Below are 18,897 nucleotides of genomic sequence, written 5' to 3'. Positions count from 1 at the left end.
AACTAGACCGCATCAGTAATGTTCGATTTTCCATTAGTTAAAATACTGTTGTCCCAGCCTCTCTAATTGACAGACATTCACTATCAAATGATAAGTAGGTGGTCAATATGACAAAACAAATCATTGCGATAACAGGGGCAAGTAGTGGCTTAGGTGCTGCACTAGCAAAGCAATATTTGAAACAGGATGCACATGTATGTTTATTAGGAAGATCGAATACAACACTTGAAAAAGTGGTGGAGAATACAGTGGGCAGCTATTCAATCCACTCTTTAGATATTACAACCAAGACAGATGTGGCAAACGTATTTCAAGAAATTGAAAACGAGTATGGCTCTATTGATATGCTGATTAATAATGCAGGGGTTGGCTACTTCGGTTTAGCAGAAGACCTACAAGAAGAAGAGATTAGTACGATGCTAGATGTCAATGTCAAAGGAACGATCTATTGTACACAAGCAGTCTTACCCAAGATGAAAACACGTAATAAGGGAACGATTGTTTCGGTCGTCTCAACTGCAGGACTTCAAGGGAAAGCAAATGAATCAGGTTACGTCGCAAGTAAATTTGCTGTACGTGGTTTTACGGAAAGCTTGCAAGCTGAACTAGCAGATACGATGATTCGTGTGAGTGGCATTTATATGGGTGGTATGGATACACCTTTTTGGGATGGGATTTTCAATGAGGAAAAGAGGAAAACTTTGATGCGTCCGGATGATATTGCAGAGATCATTATCCATAATTTAGAAGAGAGATCCAATCTTTCTGTTGATGAGATCGTGATTCGAAATAAAAAACCAAAAAGTAAACAAACCATTTGACGAAAACGAACCAAAGCGGGTAAAATGTAAGCGAAAACATAATAAGCGGGATTGTTACTGATAAAGCAGGCAAGACCTAAAATGAACCAATGGGATACGTCTACCTAAATACGTAAACCTTGGCCATTTTAGGTCTTTTTTTGCATTCTTTGGATAATGATTCTGCTTATACAAAAACTATAGAGATTTTCATTTGAGGAGGAAAAGAGATGGATACAAAAAAAGTAGCCCACGAGCTTGTTGAGTTACTAGGTGGAGCCGACAATGTTGTTAGTGCTACCCATTGTGCAACCCGACTTCGAATCGTTTTAAATGACGACGATAAGCCTAATAAAGAAGAAATTGAAGAGTTAGAAGGAGTAAAGGGTGTTTTCAAAGCTTCAGGACAATACCAAGTTATTTTTGGAACAGGTCTTGTTAATAAAGTGTATGCTGAATTTGCTCAGTTGACTGGCGTCGGCTCAAAAGATACAGATGGTGGAGAGAAGCAGGTTGATCATGCCCAAGCAGCCAAAAAGAAGATGAATCCTCTTGCTAGAATTGCTAGAACTTTATCGAATATCTTTGTGCCTATTATCCCGGCAATTGTTGCGAGTGGTCTTTTGATGGGTCTACTGGGAATGATGCAGGCATTTGAACTAGTGCCACCTGATAGCCCATGGATTCTATTTCTTGATATGTTCTCAAGCGCTGCTTTTATCATCTTGCCTATATTAATTGGTTTTAGTGCAGCAAAAGAGTTTGGTGCCAATCCTTACCTTGGCGCTGTACTTGGTGGAATTATGACTCACCCGGCACTATTAAATCCGTGGACTTTGGCTGATGCAGAACCGGAAACAATCCAATTTATTGGCATGAATGTTGATTTACTTGGTTATCAAGGAACGGTTATTCCGATTTTACTCGTAGTCTATATCATGAGTAAGATTGAACGTGGCGTACGAAAAGTAGTACCAAATGCAATTGATCTATTAGTTACTCCATTTGTTACAGTAATTTTAACAGGGTTTATTGCAATGCTATTTGTTGGACCTCTTGGAACACTGATTGGAAATGGCTTAACATGGAGTCTTGATTATATTTACAACACAGCTGGCCTTTTTGCTGGTCTGATCTTTGGTGGGTTATACTCGACGATTGTCATTACAGGAGTACATCACAGCTTCCACGCAATCGAAGCAGCACTTATTGCTGACTTTGGAGTTAACTTCCTACTACCAATCTGGGCAATGGCAAATGTGGCACAAGGGGGAGCCGGTCTTGCGGTATTCTTCTTAACGAAAAACCCTAAAATTAAAGAGATTGCTATTCCAGCTTCATTCTCGGCATTCCTTGGTATTACGGAACCGGTTATTTTCGGTATTAACTTGCGCTTTATGCGACCGTTTATCGGAGCGGCAATCGGTGGTGCCTTAGGTGGTGCGTATGTTGTATTCACAAATGTTGTCACAAATGCATACGGATTAACAGGGATTCCTATGTTTGCGATTGTAGCACCTTTTGGAATGGCAAATATTATAAATTATGCCATTGGTATTTTAATCGCAGCAGGTGGCGCGTTTGTTGCTACATGGATTCTTGGATTAAAAGAAGATGCTGAAAAAAAGAAATAAGAAATGAACAAGCCTGACCTGCTCATTATGAGCAGGTCAGGCTTTTTTATTTTTCTAACGTGGAAATCATCGGCTCTTCAGTTTTAGAAACGAGCCCAGAGGTTAGTTTGAGAATTCCGCTCCCTTGAGCTCTTCTACTGAAGTTTAGAGAGACGGTTCGTTTAATTAATTGTGCAAATAATTCTGTTTCTGTCAGTGTCCGTTCGAATTCTCTTTCACATTGTTCAATTAAAAGTGCGGCGGCACCTGAGACATGAGGGGTGGCCATAGAAGTACCTGAGAGTACGGCATATCCATTGTTTAAATAAGTGGAGACAATCTCCTCACCAGGAGCTACAAGATCAATGGCACAATTAGTGTTACTAAACTCAGAGATTTCTTCATCTAAATTAACTGAACCGACTTGAACCACTTCCGGATAAGCGCCAGGGTAAGCGTACTCATCCGTATCGTGATTCCCGTCTCCTTCATTTCCAGCTGCACAAACTACCAATATATTTTCGTCTACAGCTTGCTTAATGGCCTGGTGAAGCTCAGGTGTATCAATACGTCCACCAAGTGACATTGAAATCACGCGAACCTTTTCATTATTAGGACCTCTCCACTTGATGGCGTGATGGATGCCCTCAGTAACCCATTTGGTATCCCCGTATCCTTGTCCGCTTAAAACTTTGATGACAAGAAGCTTCGCTTTAGGAGCGACACCAATCACTCCCACTCCGTTCTCAGCAGCAGCGACTGTGCCGCATACATGTGTGCCATGTCCATTATAGTCTTCGTAGTTAGTCGCTTCTCCGTTATCATCCGTTGTGAAATTGTATCCATCAATAATTTGATCTTTGAATTCAATATGATCCGTGTCACAACCTGTATCAAGCACAGCTACTACCGTACCTTCACCAGAGTATCCAGCCTCCCAAAGAGATGGGGCTTCAATTAACTCAATTCCTGGTGGAACAACCTTAGTATCATTCAGCACTTTTTCGACCTTGAAAGGAATAAGGCTTACTCTACTCAATGTGATTCCCCCTTTAGTTTTAGGTTATTTAATAAAAGAAATGTGATTAAATGACTCGACATATTTCCAATTTACCCTTACAATATAAATACACTTATATTTTAATTGAAAATTCGGAAAATAATCTGTATAAATTAGTGTAATTTGTATTATACTTTATTCGTAGGCAAAAATTCTTCTCATATAGGCGATTTCCTCAAGGGAATCGTCTTCTCTTTTTAGGTTTCTTTTTTCTGATCTCTTTATAATGTTTAATTCCTAACATGACGGTAGAGAAGCAAGTGGCAGCAAGAACGAACAACGTCAACAACTGCTCAAGCAACACCATCACAACTATCCCCCCCTTTTTTACAAAAAGAGCCCTACACAGTAGTAAGACGACTGGTAGGACTCATGGTATAAGAGTCTGCATAGGGTGCTTCATATAGGTGCTTCATATTGTAAGGATAAAAATGGAATATATGTCACTTTTGATTGTACCACGTTTGTAAAACTCCTACAATAATAGTTGTATTATTCAGTAAATTACTCCTATTTCATCTTACAATTCGACAGGAGTGTCCTATTACTTTCCTACTAGTTTGTAGGTGGGATGCTTGTCTAACCCGTTTTTCTCCATGTTATACTATCAACAAGTAAGTATGACTTGGAGGTTAAATTCCATGAGTATTTTAAAAAATGACTGGAATGAATTATTGAGTGATCAATTTGAACAATCTTATTATAAAGAGCTAAGGGAGTTTTTAAAAGGTGAGTACCAATCTGAAGTCGTGTACCCATCTATGCATCATCTTTTTGAAGCGTTGCAACTAACATCATATAAAGACACGAAAGTAGTAATTCTAGGGCAAGACCCTTACCACGGAGAAGGGCAAGCGCATGGTCTTAGTTTTTCAGTGAAGCCTGGTGTGAAAATTCCTCCCTCTCTTTTGAACATGTTTAAAGAACTTAAAGAAGATCTGGGGTGCCAAGTCCCTAACAATGGCTACTTAGTCCCGTGGGCCGAGCAGGGTGTTCTCTTACTAAATACCGTACTATCGGTTAGAGGAGGACAGGCAGCTTCTCATAAAGGAAGGGGATGGGAGTTGTTTACCGACCGGATTATTGATCTGTTAAATGAACGAGAACAGCCGGTTATTTTTGTCCTCTGGGGAAAACATGCCGAAGCAAAACAAGAACGGATCACACAGCATCACCATCGAATCATCACGGCACCTCACCCAAGCCCTTTTTCGGCACATCGTGGTTTTTTTGGAAGTCGTCCCTTTTCAACGATTAATAGAATGTTAGTCGAATTAGGTGAAGAGCCAATCGAGTGGCAACTGCCAAACGTGTAAACGGAACACCCCTTCAATTGTTAGTTGAGGGGGTGTTTCATCTGGTTAAAAGTGTTTATGTAAGAGTTCAAGCAATGAAAGCTCAATTAGGGAACAGAAGAAAAGCTTCAAAAAAAATTTCCAAAAAGGTAGAATAGTATGATGAAGGTAGCTTAGCTTATAAGCACTCAAATATCATTCACCACTATCTTAAAAACATAAAGGCTAAGGAAAGGGTTCGATTATGAAACAGAGTTTAACTGTACTGATATTCCTGGCATTTTTTAGTATAATTGGATGCGCGAATGAAGAGAAAGCAACTGAAACTATATATGTAGCGGCTGCCTCTGACCTGTATCATGCTTTAACAGAAATAGGGGAAGAATTTGCTAAGGAAACAAACATTGATGTTGAATTTACATTTGGTTCTACCGGATTGTTGACACAACAAATCCTAGAAGGGGCACCCTTTGACTTATTTGCAGCGGCACATGAATCGTATATTGATCAATTAAATGAGAGCGGTGCAATTGTTTTAGACTCCAAGCAAGTCTATGCAATTGGTCGCAATGTATTGGTTTATTCAGAGGAACATACTCAATTAGAAGGTGAGCAGAGCCTTACAGATTCTGATGTACAAACGATCGCAATCGCGAATCCTGAGCATGCTCCGTATGGAAAAGCTGCTAAGGAAACGTTGGAATCATGGGGGTTATGGGAAGAACTTCAAGATAAATTAGTATACGCTGAGAATATTAGACAAGCGTATCAATATGTTGAATCTGGAAATGCAGATGCAGGAATCGTTGCTCTTGCCTTAATGAACGACAGTGAAAGACCCTATGAACTAATTGATGAGAGAACGCACAATCAAATTGTCCAAGCTTTAGGGATCCCTAGTACATCTGAAAATCTTGAGCTTAGTCAACAATTTGCAGAATATATGATGAGTGAAAAAGGAAGAGAAATCCTTAGTGAATATGGATTCGAAGCGCCGTAATAATGGATACGATTCTTACACCTTTACTTTTATCACTTAGAATATCTGTAGTGGCTACGGGGTTTGCTTTTGTAGTGGGCGTTCTTCTTGCTTGGTGGTTTGCTTTTTATAAGACTAAACTCACTCAATTGCTCTCGATACTAGTGACCATACCTTTAATCGTCCCGCCGACTGTATTAGGCTATTATTTGCTCATTCTCTTAGGGCGCAATAGTACACTCGGTCAATGGGTCGAGAGCCTAACTGGACAGCCGATTATTTTCACTTGGAAGGCCGCTGTCATTGCAGCTGCTATTGCGGCTTTACCCCTTTTAATTAGGCCGATTCAAGCCTCATTTGAATCAATTGATGAGGGGATATTGGATGCCGCAAAACTAGATGGAGCTGGACATTGGCAGTTACTAAAATTGATTATTGTTCCTCTCGCTTACAAAGGAATACTCGCAGGCCTCGTGTTAGGTTTTGCACGAGCAATGGGTGAATTTGGCGCCACTATTATGGTAGCAGGTAACATCCCAGGTAAAACACAGACTTTATCGATTGCGATTTATGATGCTGTTCAAGCCAACCGAATGATGGATGCTCATTTAATGGTGCTCGCCTTGAGTGCGACAACGATTATCTTTTTAATTCTCTTGTCTAGATGGTACAAATCATAATTATAGGAGTTGATTGTATGAATGTAAAAACAGCCTATACAACCCTTGCAAATGGAGTGAAAATGCCTTGGCTTGGACTAGGAGTCTACAAAGCTGAAGACGGTACAGAGGTAGAAAAAGCGATTCATAGTGCACTTGAGGCAGGATATAGAAGCATTGATACAGCGTCGTTTTATTTTAATGAAGAAGGCGTTGGCAAAGCGATTAAGGAAAGCAATGTGCCAAGAGAAGAGATTTTTGTGACAACAAAAGTGTGGAATGATGATCAAGGGTATGAGGAGACCCTTGCCGCGTTTGATAAAAGCATGAGTAAGCTTGGTCTCGATGTGCTTGACTTATACCTTGTTCATTGGCCAGTGGCAGATAAGTACAAGGAGACATGGCGGGCACTTGAGACATTGTATAAAGCGGGAAAAGTGCGTGCCATTGGTGTAAGTAATTTTCAAGTATCCCATTTAGAAGAGCTAATGGAAACGGCTGAGATTAAACCAATGGTTAATCAAATTGAGTTCCATCCGTATCTTACTCAAGATAAAGTCCGTGCTTATTGTAGAGAAAATAAGATCCAAGTTGAGGCATGGCGTCCATTAACTAAAGGAGATATTTTTACGGATTTAACGGTGAAGCAAATTGCTGAAGCCCATGGAAAGACTCCTGCTCAAGTTCTTCTACGTTGGAATATCGAGCATCAAGTGGTCACGATCCCAAAATCAGTTACACCACAAAGAATCGTCGAAAATAGCTTAATCTTTGATTTTGAGTTATCGGTAGATGAAATTCGACAACTCGATCAGTTAAATCAAGATAAGCGCTACGGTCCTGACCCAGACACATTTGAATTATAATTTGTTTAAAAGCCTTCCGCTCTCTATCGTGAAGGCTTTTAGCTTTATGACTAAGAAAGGGGGGATGGCCATATGATGCAAAAGACACTCTTTCTATTTGTTGCAACAATTGTTGGAGCGATATTCGCCTTGTTGAATGTTCCGGCAGGGTGGTTGCTAGGCTCATTATTAACCGGAATTATCTGTGCTTTTTATGTTAAGAAGCTCATCTTCTCCGACCAATTATTTAAGATTTCTTTAGCGATTATCGGAGGGAACATTGGATATATGGTCGTACCTGAGCAATTTCTCACCTATCATATGTTGGTCGGTCCTTTTTTAATTACTCTTGTATTAACGATTATTGGAGGGATCTTATTAGGGCGTTTTCTCCTACGCTATTCAGGACTTCACCCTAATACGGCCTTTTTCTGTTGTTTGCCAGGGGGTGCGTCTGAAGTGATCGCGCTTAGCAAAGATTACGGAGCTGATCAGCGTCTTGTAGCAGCCTTTCATACGACGAGAATTACGTTATTTGTGCTCTTTATACCTTTTATTGTAGGGCTAAGCCATCCAGTGGTAAATCCTGTTTTCACTTCAACTAATGTTTCCTTAATTGGTGGAGGTTTAGCGATTAGTGCATTAGTGGTCATCGTTTTTTTAACCCTTTGGTTAGGTACCAAAGTGAAATTTCCTGGTTCTGCTTTGTTTTTTGCCATTGCTTTAGGGTTTATTGCTCATCAATGGGTCCTCCCATCATCAGATATGCCTTTTTTTGTAACAGGGCTGGCTCAAGCATTGATGGGGGCGATTATTGGTATGCGCTTTGATAAAGAAACGTTTCATGAGATTAAACGGGTAGGACGTATTAGTGCGGCTACTCTTAGCTTGTACTTTCTGATGAGCTTTGGATTAGCAACAATATTCTTTTTGCTAACACCCATTCATTATTCGATCAGCCTGTTAAGCATTGTACCTGCAGGCGCAGCTGAAATGGCTTCAACTGCCACGGCTTTAGCGATAGAGCCAACCATGGTGGCTACACTTCAGATGTTAAGGGTTCTAGCCTTATTTCTTGCCCTCCCATTTTTAATAAAATGGTTTGCTGTTAACCATATGCCAAAAACCCACCGTGATTCATAATCACGGTGGGTTGCTCTTTGTTTATTGAGTGATTTGTTGGTTAGGTTGAGTTGGGTTTGGAGGCATAGTTGCATTTGGCATTTGCGGTGGTGTAGTCGTTTGTGCAAAAGCCTGTGTCATCATTTGCATATCCTGTTGTTTTAATTGAGGTACTTGATAGTAACCATGCTTGTTTTGGTATAAAAATACTTCATAAGCCATCTCAATCATGTTAGGAACAGTATCAGCCATAATTCGGCGCAATACAGGATTTGTCATCTCAACGGCTGTCATTGCCATTGTAGAGGCAGTTGTTTTAAGCAGACCTAACATATGAGCGGATAAGCCGGCTTCTTTAATTTCAGAAATCGATCGATTGGGCTTTTTTGGTTGTGATGGTGTGAGACCAAATACGACATCATTGCTTTGTGTCATCTTGTAGACATCGGTTGATTCAGCTGCAGGCTTGGAACCAGTAGAAAAAGCGTCTACAGCTAAATTGTATTGGCTCTCTAGAAATTGATACTGACGATCGAGAATATCAATTAATTCTTGATCTTTCATAAATGAACGGAACATCATATATTGATCCATTACATTGATCATTTCAGCCAGAATTTCATGCGCATCAAACACCTCATGCCCACCGTGGCTCATATTTTGTGGTAACTGGTTGGATTGAATGGTACCTGTTGGTTGTTGTTGATTCATTTGATTCATCTTATGACCTCCCCAAATCATTAGAGGACGAAAAATCCCCTTTTGTTACTCTTTCCCCATTCGGTTTTTTCATCCTGCCACTTTTAGCTAGTTGATCCTATAACCCTATAATGGTAAGCGTTTTCAGTGATTTACCTCTTTTTAAAAACCATGTCAGGATATCTAACAAGACAGTAGATTCTGAAAATTCCGAACGTATAATAGGACTTAACAACAGATGTTAGCTTACATGACGAAAAACGTCAGCAGAGCACTCAAGACATCATTACTAGTAAAGAAACAATACCAAAAGGGGGAGTCAGTACGATGGATGAACTATTTTTGATGAATAACTTATGGGTCATGGTTTGTGCAGTATTAGTTTTGTTGATGCAAGGTGGATTTATTTTACTTGAAGCAGGTTCAACAAGAATGAAGAATGCAGGTCACATCGCAGGGAAGACAGTCTTTACAATCGGGATTGCATCACTTGTCTTCTGGGCAGTTGGTTACGGATTTATTTACGGTGAAGGGAACTTATTTATTGGATTAAGTGATTTCTTCTTCGGTGATTTTACAACGATGTTCGATGGCTTAGCGGGTTCGGTTGATTTCTTTTTCCAATTAGCATTTGCAGCCATTGCTTTAACAATTGCGTTTGGTGGCTTTGCTGAACGTGCGAAATTATCAGCTTATATCGTCTTTGCTGTTTTATTCTCAGCCTTTGTCTATCCGATCGTTGCACATTGGATTTGGGGTGACGGTTGGTTAGCTGAACTAGGGAAGCAAGACTTTGCTGGTTCGACAGTAGTTCATTTAACGGGTGCAATGGCAGCATTAGCAGCCACGATTTTATTGAAACCTCGTCTTGGGAAATTCAATAAAGACGGTTCTGCAAATGATCTTGCTGGTCACAATCAAGTGTATACAGCATTAGGGGTTTTAATTTTATGGGTAGGTTGGTTTGGCTTTAACGCAGGGAGTACGTTAGGTGTAGAGGGAGTATTCTTTGGATACGTAGCATTGAACACACAGCTTGCTGCAGCAGCTGGTGCAGTCGCAGCTCTATTTATTGCCTGGGCAATGCTTGGGAAATCTGATGTTCCAACAATGTTAAATGGTGCTCTAGCTGGTCTAGTTGCCATTACTGCTTCATGTGCGTTTGTAGCACCTTGGGCCGCGGTTATTATTGGTATCATTGGTGGACTAATCGTATTCTTCAGTATGAAATTATTCGATAAAGCGAAAATTGACGATCCGATCTTTGCCTTGTCTGTACATGGTGTAGCTGGTGTATGGGGTACGATTTCTACAGGTTTTTTCGCAACACCTCAACTTGCTGAATTAAATGGCGGAAGCGCTGGTCTATTTTATGGTGGTGGCTTCGCACAACTAGGCGTTCAAACATTAAGTGTTGTCGCATGTGGTGCTTTTGCATTCATCGCATCTTATGTATTACTTCTTGTTACAAAAGCAATTGTAGGTGGACTACGAGTATCAGAAGAAGAAGAAATTCTTGGGCTAGATCTAAGTGAGCATGGTAGCTACGGATATCCTGAAAGCATGCCAGAAAAACACGAAAAGCCAGGAGCTTAAGATGTCGACACCAAAAGAACAAGATGTGCCATTTGAAGAAAGTGAAGCAGAGTTACGTGAGATGGGTTTAAAGGAACAAAGGCCAAGTAAACTGCAAGAAATTCACGATAAGCGAATGGAACATGCTGTAAATAAAGCGTTGAGAAAGATGGAAAGTGAGTGGGGGAGTCCTCCTACTCACTTTGCTTTCTTTGTAATGGGTAGTGCTGGTCGATGTGAACAATCCTACTTTAGTGACCAAGATCACGCGATTCTATATGAGGAAGATCATCTTGAATATGAGGAGTATTTCCTTAAATTAGGAAGTGAAATATCAAGTGCACTTGAAGACGCTGGGTATGCAGAGTGTGACGGGAGGGTGATGGCTTCTTCTAACCGTTGGTGTAAGTCAAGAAAAGCTTGGCGACTTCAGATTGATCAATGGATCGAAGAAGATACGTGGGAGTCACTTCGTTATGTTTTAACGGTAGCTGATGCAAGAATTTTCATAGGGGAAGAGTTTTATGTAGAGGAAATCAAACAAATGATTCATGAACATTTGAAAATAAATGCTAAACTCATAAAACGTCTTACTGAAAATACGGGTAGAGTTAAAAAAGGGATTGGTTTTTTTGGGCAACTACTCACAGAATCAAAGGGAATTCATCAAGGGAAATTTGATCTGAAACAGACGGTTCTTTTTCCATATGTAAACGGGCTACGACTACTCGCCTTAAAAGAGGGAATAATGGCTTCTTCCACTCTGGAACGCATGAAGAAATTACCAGCTGCTTATTGGCATGTAAAAGGCCATCAGCTTTCATTTCAAGAGTTACTCACGCATCGCCTCCGCTTTCAATATGGTCATAATGAGTATGAAGGTATTCACTTTATAAACATTGACCGACTATCTTCAGCAGAGAAGAATCGGTTAAAAGAATGGGTTCGTGAAGGTCATGAGCTTTATCATTTTATTGAAAATGCATTAATGAAGGGTTGATCCTAATGGTAATGAACCATATGGTGCAGTTTGTTAAACAGTTATCAACGAAATTAAGTCCAAGTATGTATTCATCGACGATGCAGCAATCCGAGGCAGAGGGGCTTGCTAGGCTAAGGCAAATTCAGCGAGAACTAAAAAATGATGATGCTCTTGATCAACCCCTTCATTCCGTACCATTTATCGTGTTTGACTTAGAAACAAGTGGTTTTTTTCCTGATAAAGGAGATGAAATTCTTTCTATAGGTGCAATAAAAATGAATGGGGTAGAGATTTTTGAGGAAAAGAAGTTTTATTCAACCGTACAATGTAAAAAGGAACCTTCAGGTGATGTTTTGTCATTAACAGGTCTTACACTCGAAGAATTAGCTTCCTCAAACCCCTTACCAGAAGTATTACACGATTTTTACGATTTTGTTGGCGGTGGCACTCTTGTTGCTCATCATGCCACACATGAAAAACGCTTTATGTCTCACATGACGTGGCAATTGATGAGAATGCCATTTGCTCACAGGATCATTGATACAACCTTTTTGACGAGAGTTGTAGCTAGTGATGAGCCACTTGTGACCCTTGATGAATGCTGTGAATATTACAATATCCCGATTACGACTAGGCATCATGCCTTGCACGATGCCGAAATGACTGCAAAGCTTTGGCAGGAGTGCTTGATGCGAGCGCAGGAAAAAGGATTTTCTACACTGAGAGATATTTATATTTATTTAGCTACATTAAAAAAATAATGGAGTGGAGAGGGGAATCCTAGACATGACATTAGAGAAGGAGGGGAGGGAGTGGATCCGACTGTTTCTAAAAAACAAGCCTGCTTTCCAATTCGTGTCGTAATGGAGATGACGAATTTAACGGCAAGACAAATTCGTTACTACGAAGAACAAGGGTTGATTAAACCAGCTCGGAATGATGGAAATCAACGCATGTTTTCTTTAGAAGATATTGAACGATTCCGCTTAATAAAGTCTTATATTGAGCGAGGGATAAATGTCGCAGGGATTAAAACAATATTGGCAACCAATGTGCGGGATTTATGAGCCGGCATGTTGGTTGTCTTTTTATGCTATGAATATGATAATATGGGGGTGAGAAAAGAGAGGTGTTAGATATGAATATTTCCGGAACGATGATTATTGATCAAATGGAACAGCAACTTAGCCGCTTAAGACAAGCGATTGAACAAGGTGATCAAGCTACTATTCGTGAATATACAGCAGTGATTGAATCTCATTGCCAATTATTAAAGAGTGGAACAAAATCTAGAGCGAGTGAGCCTGCTCGTCCGGTTTATCCTAATCAGATGATGGCACAAACTGCCCCAAAGCAAACGCATATCGTTTCTTCTACCCCTGTAGAAAGTGAACCAGCTCCAGTAAAAGAACCCAATTTACTTGATTTCTAAGTGAACCTGCTCCTAGTCTACGGGGCAGGTTATTTTTATGGTAAAAAAATAAACATAAAATTGGAAGATTGTGAAACCAAACGATAGGCTTATACGTCTAAGTAGTATAAGCCTTATAAATAGAAAGGGGTCGAGATGGCAAATGGCTAAATGGTCTACCTTTCAAGTTCTGATCGTCGCAAATATGATCTTGTTTATGTTTATGCTAGAGAGAATGGTGAGCTCACACACATTTCAACCGCCAACAGCAGGTGGGGGAGCTGTGAACACAGGTTTTTCTACCTTACTTGTGTATACAATCATATTACTTGGACTTTATTTATTGTTTTTGTTTGAGGCTAAAAAGAATAGAGCGTTGTTTGCCCATAGCGCCTGGTTGAAAATGCCTCAGCTCACTTTACTTATAGCGATTGTTGCTGCTAGTGCTTTTATTGGGTTGGCGACAATGGGGCCGTTATTTAATTGGGTTCTACACGTTCGATTCTTACTTTATATAGTAGGTGTATTCTTTTTATTTATAACCTTTTTATTTGTGTTCTCACTTATACATAAAAGACGGTTTCATCATCGACATGTGGAAAGCTCTGTTCATTGGTCGCTCATATGGACGATACTTGTATTCATAGGCACCTTCTTTGTTTTTCCTAGTTTATGATCGATCGTTTGATTTCCACTCTACTAAAACCGCAAAGTCTAGGGACTCCTCGTCTTCTAAATAGTTAGGTAGTGCTTGTAAGGGAGAGAGCCCCTGCTTGATCATGAAAGATAAAACTAAGTCATGGATTTCCCCGTTGTTCACCTTATCAATATAAGTGGATACGTTAAGCTCTTTGGCGTATTGATGGTAATTTGGAATTCGGCATCCTGCTAAAAAGCGTGCTAACCCAAGCTCTCTGACAGTTTCTTTTCTAGCTTCATATAATGCGCCTGCAATTCCTTGCCCCCGGTAACTAGGTCTGACGCACACATCGATTCCATATAAGCTATCTCCGTTTTCTTGGTGACTTCCTTTGATGTAACCATGATCACTGACTTCTTCCCAAGTATGGTCCTCACCTGTATATTGAATAATTAAGGATGTTGCGGAGCCAACAATGATTCCATCTATTTCAGCTAACAAGCACCCTTCGGGGAACGTCTCAACGTGAGATCGGATATGTTCTCTGCTCCACCACAGTTCTTCAGGAAATGGTGGGGGAAAGGCTTCTTTTTGTACACCAAGTAACCCTTCGTAATCATCAAGTGTATAAGGACGAATGATTAAGTTGCTCATTATTCCCCTCCTCAAATTGTTATTACTGTTAGTTTATCTGAATTTTTAAAATATTTCACGGAGAATAACTCCTAAAATGACTTTTTTTCAAATTCTATTACAATTGAAAAATCCTTTAATATAAAGGGACTTATCATAAGGCGATACAGTGGGAAGTAACTAGTACAAAGTATTGATCCTGCAACAAGGTCGGTCTTTTATAATGTTTTAGTAATTTTGTCTAGATGGAGACACTGTGCTATTCTTAGGTTACGATTACATATTGGTCTAGGAGTGGAAATATGGCTAAATTATTTATTTTAATGGGAAGTATTGTCATGGCGTTGTCTGTTGCAATTGGTGCTTTTGGTGCGCATGGGTTAGAGCCTCGTTTATCTGAACGGATGATGAAAAACTACCAGACTGGCGTTCAATATCATATGATTCACGGAATTGGCCTATTAATTGTAGGGTTAGTAGCTTTAAAATTAACATCTTCAAGCATGTTAAATGGAGCAGGGTGGAGCTTTTTGATTGGCATTATTCTTTTCTCTGGAAGTTTATATGCGATGGCATTAACCGGTGTAACAAAGCTTGGAGCAATTACTCCAATTGGCGGGCTGGCATTTATCGTTGGTTGGGTATTGCTTGGGTTAGCTGCGGTTAGAGGTCTATAATAAAGAAAAGAAGAGGCTGGGACATATCTAAGAGGTTTAACTCAGGATACGAACGAAGCGCTAAATGAGCGGATGAAATATACGTAGACCTCCTGCGGGATGAAAAGCAGAGGTGAGACCCCACAGTGCGTAGCGCTAGGAGGCTCACCAGCTTCCCGCGGAAAGCGAAGTATATTTCAGGAGCGACTACATAGACCGCATCAGTAATGTTCGATTTTCCATAAGTTAAAATACTTTTGTCCCAGCCTCTTTTTAGTGCATAATATACAAAAAAGCCTCCTTTTCAGTAGGAGGCTTACATAAGCTATTCTGACCTTGGAGAATACTGTGCAAGTTGAGCAGCACTCCCGGTGTTAAACGGATATTCATATTCAATCGGTTCTTCAAATGTTACATAGTCAAGGTTAACCATTAGAAGTAAATAGTACATCCCGGTTTCGGGATCACTGATGATTATATGATCTCGACCTGCTTCCTCTACCCGTCCTATAAAGATTTTAGCGTTCCATTCAGCATTGTTTTCATAGGTGAAATAAAACGTTCCGATCTTGCCACGGTTTAAACGAAGGATGTTTTCAATAAATGACTGCTCAAGCGGTAACATTCCTTCACCACCGAATTGCTGCTGTACGAAACCTGGTACTTGGTAACTCTGTGCGGAGAAAAATTGCCCTTGTGGTTGCTGCATTATTTGTTGTTGCGGTTGCTGCATTTGAGTCTGTTGTGCTTGATTAAAGGCTTGCTGATTACCGTATCCTTGATTTTCTGATTGCTGTTGTGGGAATTGCTGATTCCATTGTTGATACACTATTCATCGCCCCTTTTTCTAGTAAATCATTCAGTTTAAAAATATACCGAACCGAACCCCTCCGCTTTTCCTATCTAGCTTCAGTGTTCAGGTAATCGGTGGCTTCACTTTGTCAAACGAAGCAAAAAGCGCTTCTAATTGCCAAACCTCCATCCCCCTCATACCTAACCGAACCCCTCCGCTTTTCCTGTCTAGCTGCGGTTCGTTGTCCTTCGAGAAACTTTTGTGAATCAAACGAAGTCAAAAAGCGACTTCTTATTGTTTTCGAATGCTAGACCAGTCACTTCTGCTTTTCTAATAAGTACTATAAACTTCTGGGCATTCGGAGGCGAGTGGTGTGTAGAAGCAGTGTGCTTTGTATCGTCCCGAGTTCCATTGCCCCCACCACTGGGCCGGACATGCTGCGTCTGGTCTGAAGAACCACAATGCAAATTCAGCAGGGTGTGTGCGTTCTCCAGCTACAGCACGTCTGGCTAGTCGCTTATCCCGTTCTCTCGCATGTTGATAGAAATAGCTTTTTTGAACCGCTTCAAATCCTCCAGGTGATTGGAAAGCCATTTGGGGGACAGATGTGATGTTTGGAAAATCAAGACACCCTACACGCACCCTGTTTACCATGACATTTCCTGCCGCCATCATACCGGTCTCGCCTTCACCTTCGGCCTCTGCACGCATCAGCCGAGCGAGCATGTCGATATCACTTGAAGACGTTTTAATTACTGCCATTTCTCCACCTCCATTCAAAGTTGATGTAATGTCCTTGCTGTGAGTTCTCACTTCGAGGAGTCCTAAGTTGTGCCTCTAAGTATGTAGAGAACACGACGAGTGGCGAAAGCATTACCGTTACTTGACTATATGAGAGGCTAGTAATGCTTATGCAGTAAATCACGGAAAATAAAAAACACATCGAGCTGAATCTCAATGTGTTTTAGCGGTATTTTATTATTCAGCAACGGGAATATGCTGTTTAGTGGGTGCTTTTAAATTCTTTTCTTTTTCTTTAGCAGCTGCGTCTGTACCGCGCTTAGCAATTTCATTTTTAAAATAACTGATTACCCTGGCAATAACAGCGATTGAGAGAATCGAAGCAAGACCACGAACGAGTCCAACCGTATAAAATCCTGTCATCACAACGATAAAGTCAAACGCAAATGTCGTTTTACCCGGATCAATATTCCAACGCTTTTGAAGAAATAGGGCAAGAATATTTGCTCCACCAAGGGAAGAGCCATTCATGAACAATAAGGATAGTCCTACCCCAATGATAAATCCACCAACGATTGCTCCCACCCAAACTGATACGGAGAAAGCGGGTAAGAAATAATCAATTCCTGTTACAAGAGATAACAAACTTACAGAAATGATCGTTGTAAACGTAAAGTTCCAACCCATTCTCATCATCGAAAAGATATAGAATGGGATATTAATTAAAAAGAACGTAACTCCAAAAGGAAGACTAAAAAAATAAGCAATGCTTAGAGAAAGGCCTGCCGTGCCTCCTGTAACAATATTGGCATGTTTTAAAAGAATAACTCCAAAGCTTGTGATCACAATAGCGAGTAAAATCATTAGCCATTTTTTCATATTCATTCCACCTCTTTGTAAATAGATTCCGCACAATTATCCTATCTTTATTTTAATAGTTGATTGAATGTTTTTGCATAGTATAATGAAGGAAAAATAACTGATTAAACTTCAATTTGAATAGAATAAGGTTGTCTTATTGTCAAGATGAAAGGATGTGGTGGCGTGGATAAGATCGATAGTAAGTTGTTAGAATTAGTACAAGAAAATGCGCGCATTACAATAAGTGAATTATCAAAGGAATTGGCTTTAAGTCGGCCGAGTGTATCAGAACGTCTTCAACGGCTTCATGAAAGAGGAATTATCGAAGAGTATACAGCGCGTATTTCATTAGCTGCAGTCGGTAGAGAGATTTTATTAATCATTTTAGTAAGTGGATTAAAGGTTCCGTTGCAGGAGTTTGAAGAGATGGTGAAAAAAGAAGAGAAAATCATTGAATGTCACCGAGTAACAGGGGAGGTTAGCTATTTTCTAAAAGCGGCTGTACCGTCGATGAACAGTATGAGACTTTTAATTGATACCCTTATTCCCTATGGAAATATTAATACCTCAACCGTTATTGGTTCACCAGTGGCCTATCGAGCGATTCTTCCGATCAAGGAAGAGGGATGAATTAAAAAAATGTAGATCGAAGTTTGTAAATAAAAAAGTACTAGAGCCCTTAGGACCCTAGTACTTGAGTCAATTAAATATGGAAGAAGCTTGGTAGGTTTTCTTCTGTTAAGATGTTGCCGACATAGAATGATCCAAACTCACCGAAGCGAGCAGATACTTCATCAAAACGCATTTCATAAACGAGTTTCTTAAATTGAAGAATATCATCAGCAAATAATGTGACGCCCCACTCCCAATCATCAAAACCAACAGAACCAGTGATCACTTGCTTCACTTTACCTGCATAACTACGACCGATCATACCGTGGCTGCGCATCATTTCACGACGAGAGTCCATTGGTAGCATGTACCAGTTATCATCGCCATCGCGACGCTTGTCCATTGGGTAGAAGCAGATATGGTTTGCTTTAGGTAGCTCTGGGTAAAGTCTAGAGCGTACATGAGGGTTTTGGTACGGATCCTCATCACTATCACCAGCCATATAGTTACTTAACTCCACAACCGATACATACGAATACGTTGGAATCGTAAATTCAGCAAATCGTGTTTTATTGAATGCATTTTCAATTTCATTTAGTTCTTCCATCGTTGGACGAAGTAGCATGAACATGATATCTGCTTTTTGGCCAACAACTGAATAGACCGCATGACTTCCGTTGCCTGCTTTTTCAGTAACGTCCCACTTCTCAAGCATTGTCACAAATTCATTCACGATTTGTTGACGTTCCTCAGATGATAATGTTTTCCAAGCTGGCCAGTTAATTGTGCGGAAATCGTGTAAACAATACCAGCCGTCTAGTGTTTTAGCTGCTTCATTCATTGTGTAAACACTCCTTTATCATATATGTACGAAAAATCTTCATTAATCCTTATCACTCGTTACTATACCATAAAAGAAGC

Annotated in this window: 23 protein-coding genes; 15 read left to right on the top strand and 8 right to left on the bottom strand. The window is 40.2% G+C overall.

All coding sequences use genetic code 11. The features are described from left to right. Window positions 1–107 precede the first annotated feature (107 nt). A complete protein-coding gene (locus RYX56_RS09495; RefSeq protein ID WP_317121817.1) occupies window positions 108–821 on the top strand; it encodes an SDR family oxidoreductase in 714 nt (237 codons plus the stop codon). Window positions 822–1,030: 209 nt separating this feature from the next. Then, on the top strand, window positions 1,031–2,434 hold the full coding sequence (locus tag RYX56_RS09490; protein ID WP_317121816.1) for a sucrose-specific PTS transporter subunit IIBC: 1,404 nt from the start codon (window positions 1,031–1,033) through the stop codon (window positions 2,432–2,434). 46 nt (window positions 2,435–2,480) lie between these two features. On the opposite strand, the gene RYX56_RS09485 is transcribed toward RYX56_RS09490, so the two are convergent. Beyond that, window positions 2,481–3,452 (bottom strand): S8 family peptidase, encoded by a 972-nt coding sequence (locus RYX56_RS09485; RefSeq protein WP_317121815.1) that lies wholly within the window; start codon window positions 3,450–3,452, stop codon window positions 2,481–2,483. Between the two features lie 196 nt (window positions 3,453–3,648). Continuing rightward, complete coding sequence (locus tag RYX56_RS09480; RefSeq protein WP_277814310.1) at window positions 3,649–3,783, bottom strand: hypothetical protein; 135 nt, start codon at window positions 3,781–3,783, stop codon at window positions 3,649–3,651. Between the two features lie 331 nt (window positions 3,784–4,114). Between RYX56_RS09480 and RYX56_RS09475 the strand changes: the two genes are divergently transcribed. From RYX56_RS09475 to RYX56_RS09455, 5 genes are all read left to right on the top strand, one after another. After that, window positions 4,115–4,789: a uracil-DNA glycosylase gene (locus RYX56_RS09475; RefSeq protein ID WP_317121814.1), complete on the top strand. Its 675-nt coding sequence runs from the start codon at window positions 4,115–4,117 to the stop codon at window positions 4,787–4,789. A 223-nt stretch (window positions 4,790–5,012) separates the two neighbouring features. Further along, complete coding sequence (gene modA / locus RYX56_RS09470) at window positions 5,013–5,768, top strand: molybdate ABC transporter substrate-binding protein (protein WP_317121813.1); 756 nt, start codon at window positions 5,013–5,015, stop codon at window positions 5,766–5,768. 2 nt (window positions 5,769–5,770) lie between these two features. Continuing rightward, entirely contained in the window at window positions 5,771–6,427 is a 657-nt protein-coding gene (gene modB, locus RYX56_RS09465; RefSeq protein WP_317121812.1) for a molybdate ABC transporter permease subunit, read from the top strand. Between the two features lie 17 nt (window positions 6,428–6,444). Further along, window positions 6,445–7,272, top strand: coding sequence for an aldo/keto reductase (locus RYX56_RS09460; RefSeq protein WP_317121811.1), 828 nt, complete (start codon window positions 6,445–6,447; stop codon window positions 7,270–7,272). Window positions 7,273–7,344: 72 nt separating this feature from the next. Further along, window positions 7,345–8,394, top strand: a complete 1,050-nt coding sequence (locus RYX56_RS09455) for an AbrB family transcriptional regulator (protein ID WP_317121810.1) — start codon at window positions 7,345–7,347, stop codon at window positions 8,392–8,394. Window positions 8,395–8,415: 21 nt separating this feature from the next. Here RYX56_RS09455 and RYX56_RS09450 read toward each other — a convergent pair whose 3' ends face one another. Beyond that, the gene (locus tag RYX56_RS09450; RefSeq protein WP_317121943.1) at window positions 8,416–9,084 is read right to left on the bottom strand and encodes a spore coat protein; all 669 of its coding nucleotides are present in this window, start codon (window positions 9,082–9,084) and stop codon (window positions 8,416–8,418) included. Between the two features lie 315 nt (window positions 9,085–9,399). On the opposite strand from RYX56_RS09450, the gene RYX56_RS09445 reads away from it, so the two are divergent. From RYX56_RS09445 to RYX56_RS09420, 6 genes are all read left to right on the top strand, one after another. After that, entirely contained in the window at window positions 9,400–10,668 is a 1,269-nt protein-coding gene (locus RYX56_RS09445) for an ammonium transporter (protein WP_317121809.1), read from the top strand. Window position 10,669: 1 nt separating this feature from the next. Then, window positions 10,670–11,647: a DUF294 nucleotidyltransferase-like domain-containing protein gene (locus RYX56_RS09440; RefSeq protein ID WP_317121808.1), complete on the top strand. Its 978-nt coding sequence runs from the start codon at window positions 10,670–10,672 to the stop codon at window positions 11,645–11,647. 5 nt (window positions 11,648–11,652) lie between these two features. Next, the gene (locus RYX56_RS09435) at window positions 11,653–12,390 is read left to right on the top strand and encodes a 3'-5' exonuclease (RefSeq protein WP_317121807.1); all 738 of its coding nucleotides are present in this window, start codon (window positions 11,653–11,655) and stop codon (window positions 12,388–12,390) included. A gap of 51 nt (window positions 12,391–12,441) precedes the next feature. Further along, complete coding sequence (locus RYX56_RS09430) at window positions 12,442–12,696, top strand: MerR family transcriptional regulator (RefSeq protein ID WP_317121806.1); 255 nt, start codon at window positions 12,442–12,444, stop codon at window positions 12,694–12,696. 71 nt (window positions 12,697–12,767) lie between these two features. Beyond that, window positions 12,768–13,061 carry a YwdI family protein gene (locus RYX56_RS09425; protein ID WP_317121805.1) on the top strand — a complete coding sequence of 98 codons (294 nt, stop codon included), beginning with the start codon at window positions 12,768–12,770 and terminating at the stop codon, window positions 13,059–13,061. 142 nt (window positions 13,062–13,203) lie between these two features. After that, the gene (locus RYX56_RS09420) at window positions 13,204–13,716 is read left to right on the top strand and encodes a hypothetical protein (protein WP_317121804.1); all 513 of its coding nucleotides are present in this window, start codon (window positions 13,204–13,206) and stop codon (window positions 13,714–13,716) included. On the opposite strand, the gene RYX56_RS09415 is transcribed toward RYX56_RS09420, so the two are convergent. After that, window positions 13,711–14,334 carry a GNAT family N-acetyltransferase gene (locus tag RYX56_RS09415; RefSeq protein WP_317121803.1) on the bottom strand — a complete coding sequence of 208 codons (624 nt, stop codon included), beginning with the start codon at window positions 14,332–14,334 and terminating at the stop codon, window positions 13,711–13,713. The two genes, RYX56_RS09420 and RYX56_RS09415, sit on opposite strands and share 6 nt — an antisense overlap. Before the next feature lie 281 nt (window positions 14,335–14,615). Here RYX56_RS09415 and RYX56_RS09410 point away from each other — a divergent pair, with 281 nt between their 5' ends. After that, window positions 14,616–14,990, top strand: coding sequence for a DUF423 domain-containing protein (locus RYX56_RS09410; protein WP_317121802.1), 375 nt, complete (start codon window positions 14,616–14,618; stop codon window positions 14,988–14,990). Window positions 14,991–15,294: 304 nt separating this feature from the next. Here the strand turns inward: RYX56_RS09410 and gerQ are convergent, their stop codons facing one another. The 3 genes from gerQ to RYX56_RS09395 all read right to left on the bottom strand — a co-directional run bounded on the left by gerQ (window position 15,295) and on the right by RYX56_RS09395 (window position 17,382). After that, window positions 15,295–15,798 (bottom strand): spore coat protein GerQ, encoded by a 504-nt coding sequence (gene gerQ / locus RYX56_RS09405; protein WP_317121801.1) that lies wholly within the window; start codon window positions 15,796–15,798, stop codon window positions 15,295–15,297. Between the two features lie 294 nt (window positions 15,799–16,092). Next, a complete protein-coding gene (locus RYX56_RS09400; RefSeq protein WP_317121942.1) occupies window positions 16,093–16,524 on the bottom strand; it encodes a cell wall hydrolase in 432 nt (143 codons plus the stop codon). Between the two features lie 216 nt (window positions 16,525–16,740). Next, window positions 16,741–17,382 (bottom strand): YitT family protein, encoded by a 642-nt coding sequence (locus RYX56_RS09395; protein WP_317121800.1) that lies wholly within the window; start codon window positions 17,380–17,382, stop codon window positions 16,741–16,743. Window positions 17,383–17,547: 165 nt separating this feature from the next. Between RYX56_RS09395 and RYX56_RS09390 the strand changes: the two genes are divergently transcribed. Then, the gene (locus tag RYX56_RS09390; protein ID WP_317121799.1) at window positions 17,548–17,994 is read left to right on the top strand and encodes an Lrp/AsnC family transcriptional regulator; all 447 of its coding nucleotides are present in this window, start codon (window positions 17,548–17,550) and stop codon (window positions 17,992–17,994) included. A 73-nt stretch (window positions 17,995–18,067) separates the two neighbouring features. Here the strand turns inward: RYX56_RS09390 and hemQ are convergent, their stop codons facing one another. Beyond that, entirely contained in the window at window positions 18,068–18,817 is a 750-nt protein-coding gene (hemQ, locus tag RYX56_RS09385; protein ID WP_317121798.1) for a hydrogen peroxide-dependent heme synthase, read from the bottom strand. Window positions 18,818–18,897 lie beyond the last annotated feature (80 nt).

The organism is Alkalihalophilus lindianensis, from assembly GCF_032843265.1.
In the GTDB taxonomy this organism is placed as follows: Bacteria; Bacillota; Bacilli; order Bacillales; family Bacillaceae_D; genus Alkalihalophilus; species Alkalihalophilus lindianensis.
Note: the sequence above shows the minus strand (reverse complement) of the source record. Positions and strands in the feature narration are given on the sequence as shown.

Bases quoted from the DNA above. Each gene is read 5' to 3' on its own strand.
- modA (WP_317121813.1), top strand. From the start codon at position 5,013: ATGAAACAGAGTTTAACTGTACTGATATTCCTGGCATTTTTTAGTATA.
- RYX56_RS09475 (WP_317121814.1), top strand. From the start codon at position 4,115: ATGAGTATTTTAAAAAATGACTGGAATGAATTATTGAGTGATCAATTT.
- RYX56_RS09410 (WP_317121802.1), top strand. From the start codon at position 14,616: ATGGCTAAATTATTTATTTTAATGGGAAGTATTGTCATGGCGTTGTCT.
- RYX56_RS09400 (WP_317121942.1), bottom strand. From the start codon at position 16,524: ATGGCAGTAATTAAAACGTCTTCAAGTGATATCGACATGCTCGCTCGG.
- RYX56_RS09460 (WP_317121811.1), top strand. From the start codon at position 6,445: ATGAATGTAAAAACAGCCTATACAACCCTTGCAAATGGAGTGAAAATG.
- RYX56_RS09490 (WP_317121816.1), top strand. From the start codon at position 1,031: ATGGATACAAAAAAAGTAGCCCACGAGCTTGTTGAGTTACTAGGTGGA.
- modB (WP_317121812.1), top strand. From the start codon at position 5,771: ATGGATACGATTCTTACACCTTTACTTTTATCACTTAGAATATCTGTA.
- RYX56_RS09415 (WP_317121803.1), bottom strand. From the start codon at position 14,334: ATGAGCAACTTAATCATTCGTCCTTATACACTTGATGATTACGAAGGG.
- RYX56_RS09395 (WP_317121800.1), bottom strand. From the start codon at position 17,382: ATGAAAAAATGGCTAATGATTTTACTCGCTATTGTGATCACAAGCTTT.
- RYX56_RS09440 (WP_317121808.1), top strand. From the start codon at position 10,670: ATGTCGACACCAAAAGAACAAGATGTGCCATTTGAAGAAAGTGAAGCA.
- RYX56_RS09425 (WP_317121805.1), top strand. From the start codon at position 12,768: ATGAATATTTCCGGAACGATGATTATTGATCAAATGGAACAGCAACTT.
- RYX56_RS09445 (WP_317121809.1), top strand. From the start codon at position 9,400: ATGGATGAACTATTTTTGATGAATAACTTATGGGTCATGGTTTGTGCA.
- RYX56_RS09495 (WP_317121817.1), top strand. From the start codon at position 108: ATGACAAAACAAATCATTGCGATAACAGGGGCAAGTAGTGGCTTAGGT.
- RYX56_RS09455 (WP_317121810.1), top strand. From the start codon at position 7,345: ATGATGCAAAAGACACTCTTTCTATTTGTTGCAACAATTGTTGGAGCG.
- hemQ (WP_317121798.1), bottom strand. From the start codon at position 18,817: ATGAATGAAGCAGCTAAAACACTAGACGGCTGGTATTGTTTACACGAT.
- RYX56_RS09435 (WP_317121807.1), top strand. From the start codon at position 11,653: ATGGTAATGAACCATATGGTGCAGTTTGTTAAACAGTTATCAACGAAA.
- RYX56_RS09420 (WP_317121804.1), top strand. From the start codon at position 13,204: ATGGCTAAATGGTCTACCTTTCAAGTTCTGATCGTCGCAAATATGATC.
- RYX56_RS09450 (WP_317121943.1), bottom strand. From the start codon at position 9,084: ATGAATCAACAACAACCAACAGGTACCATTCAATCCAACCAGTTACCA.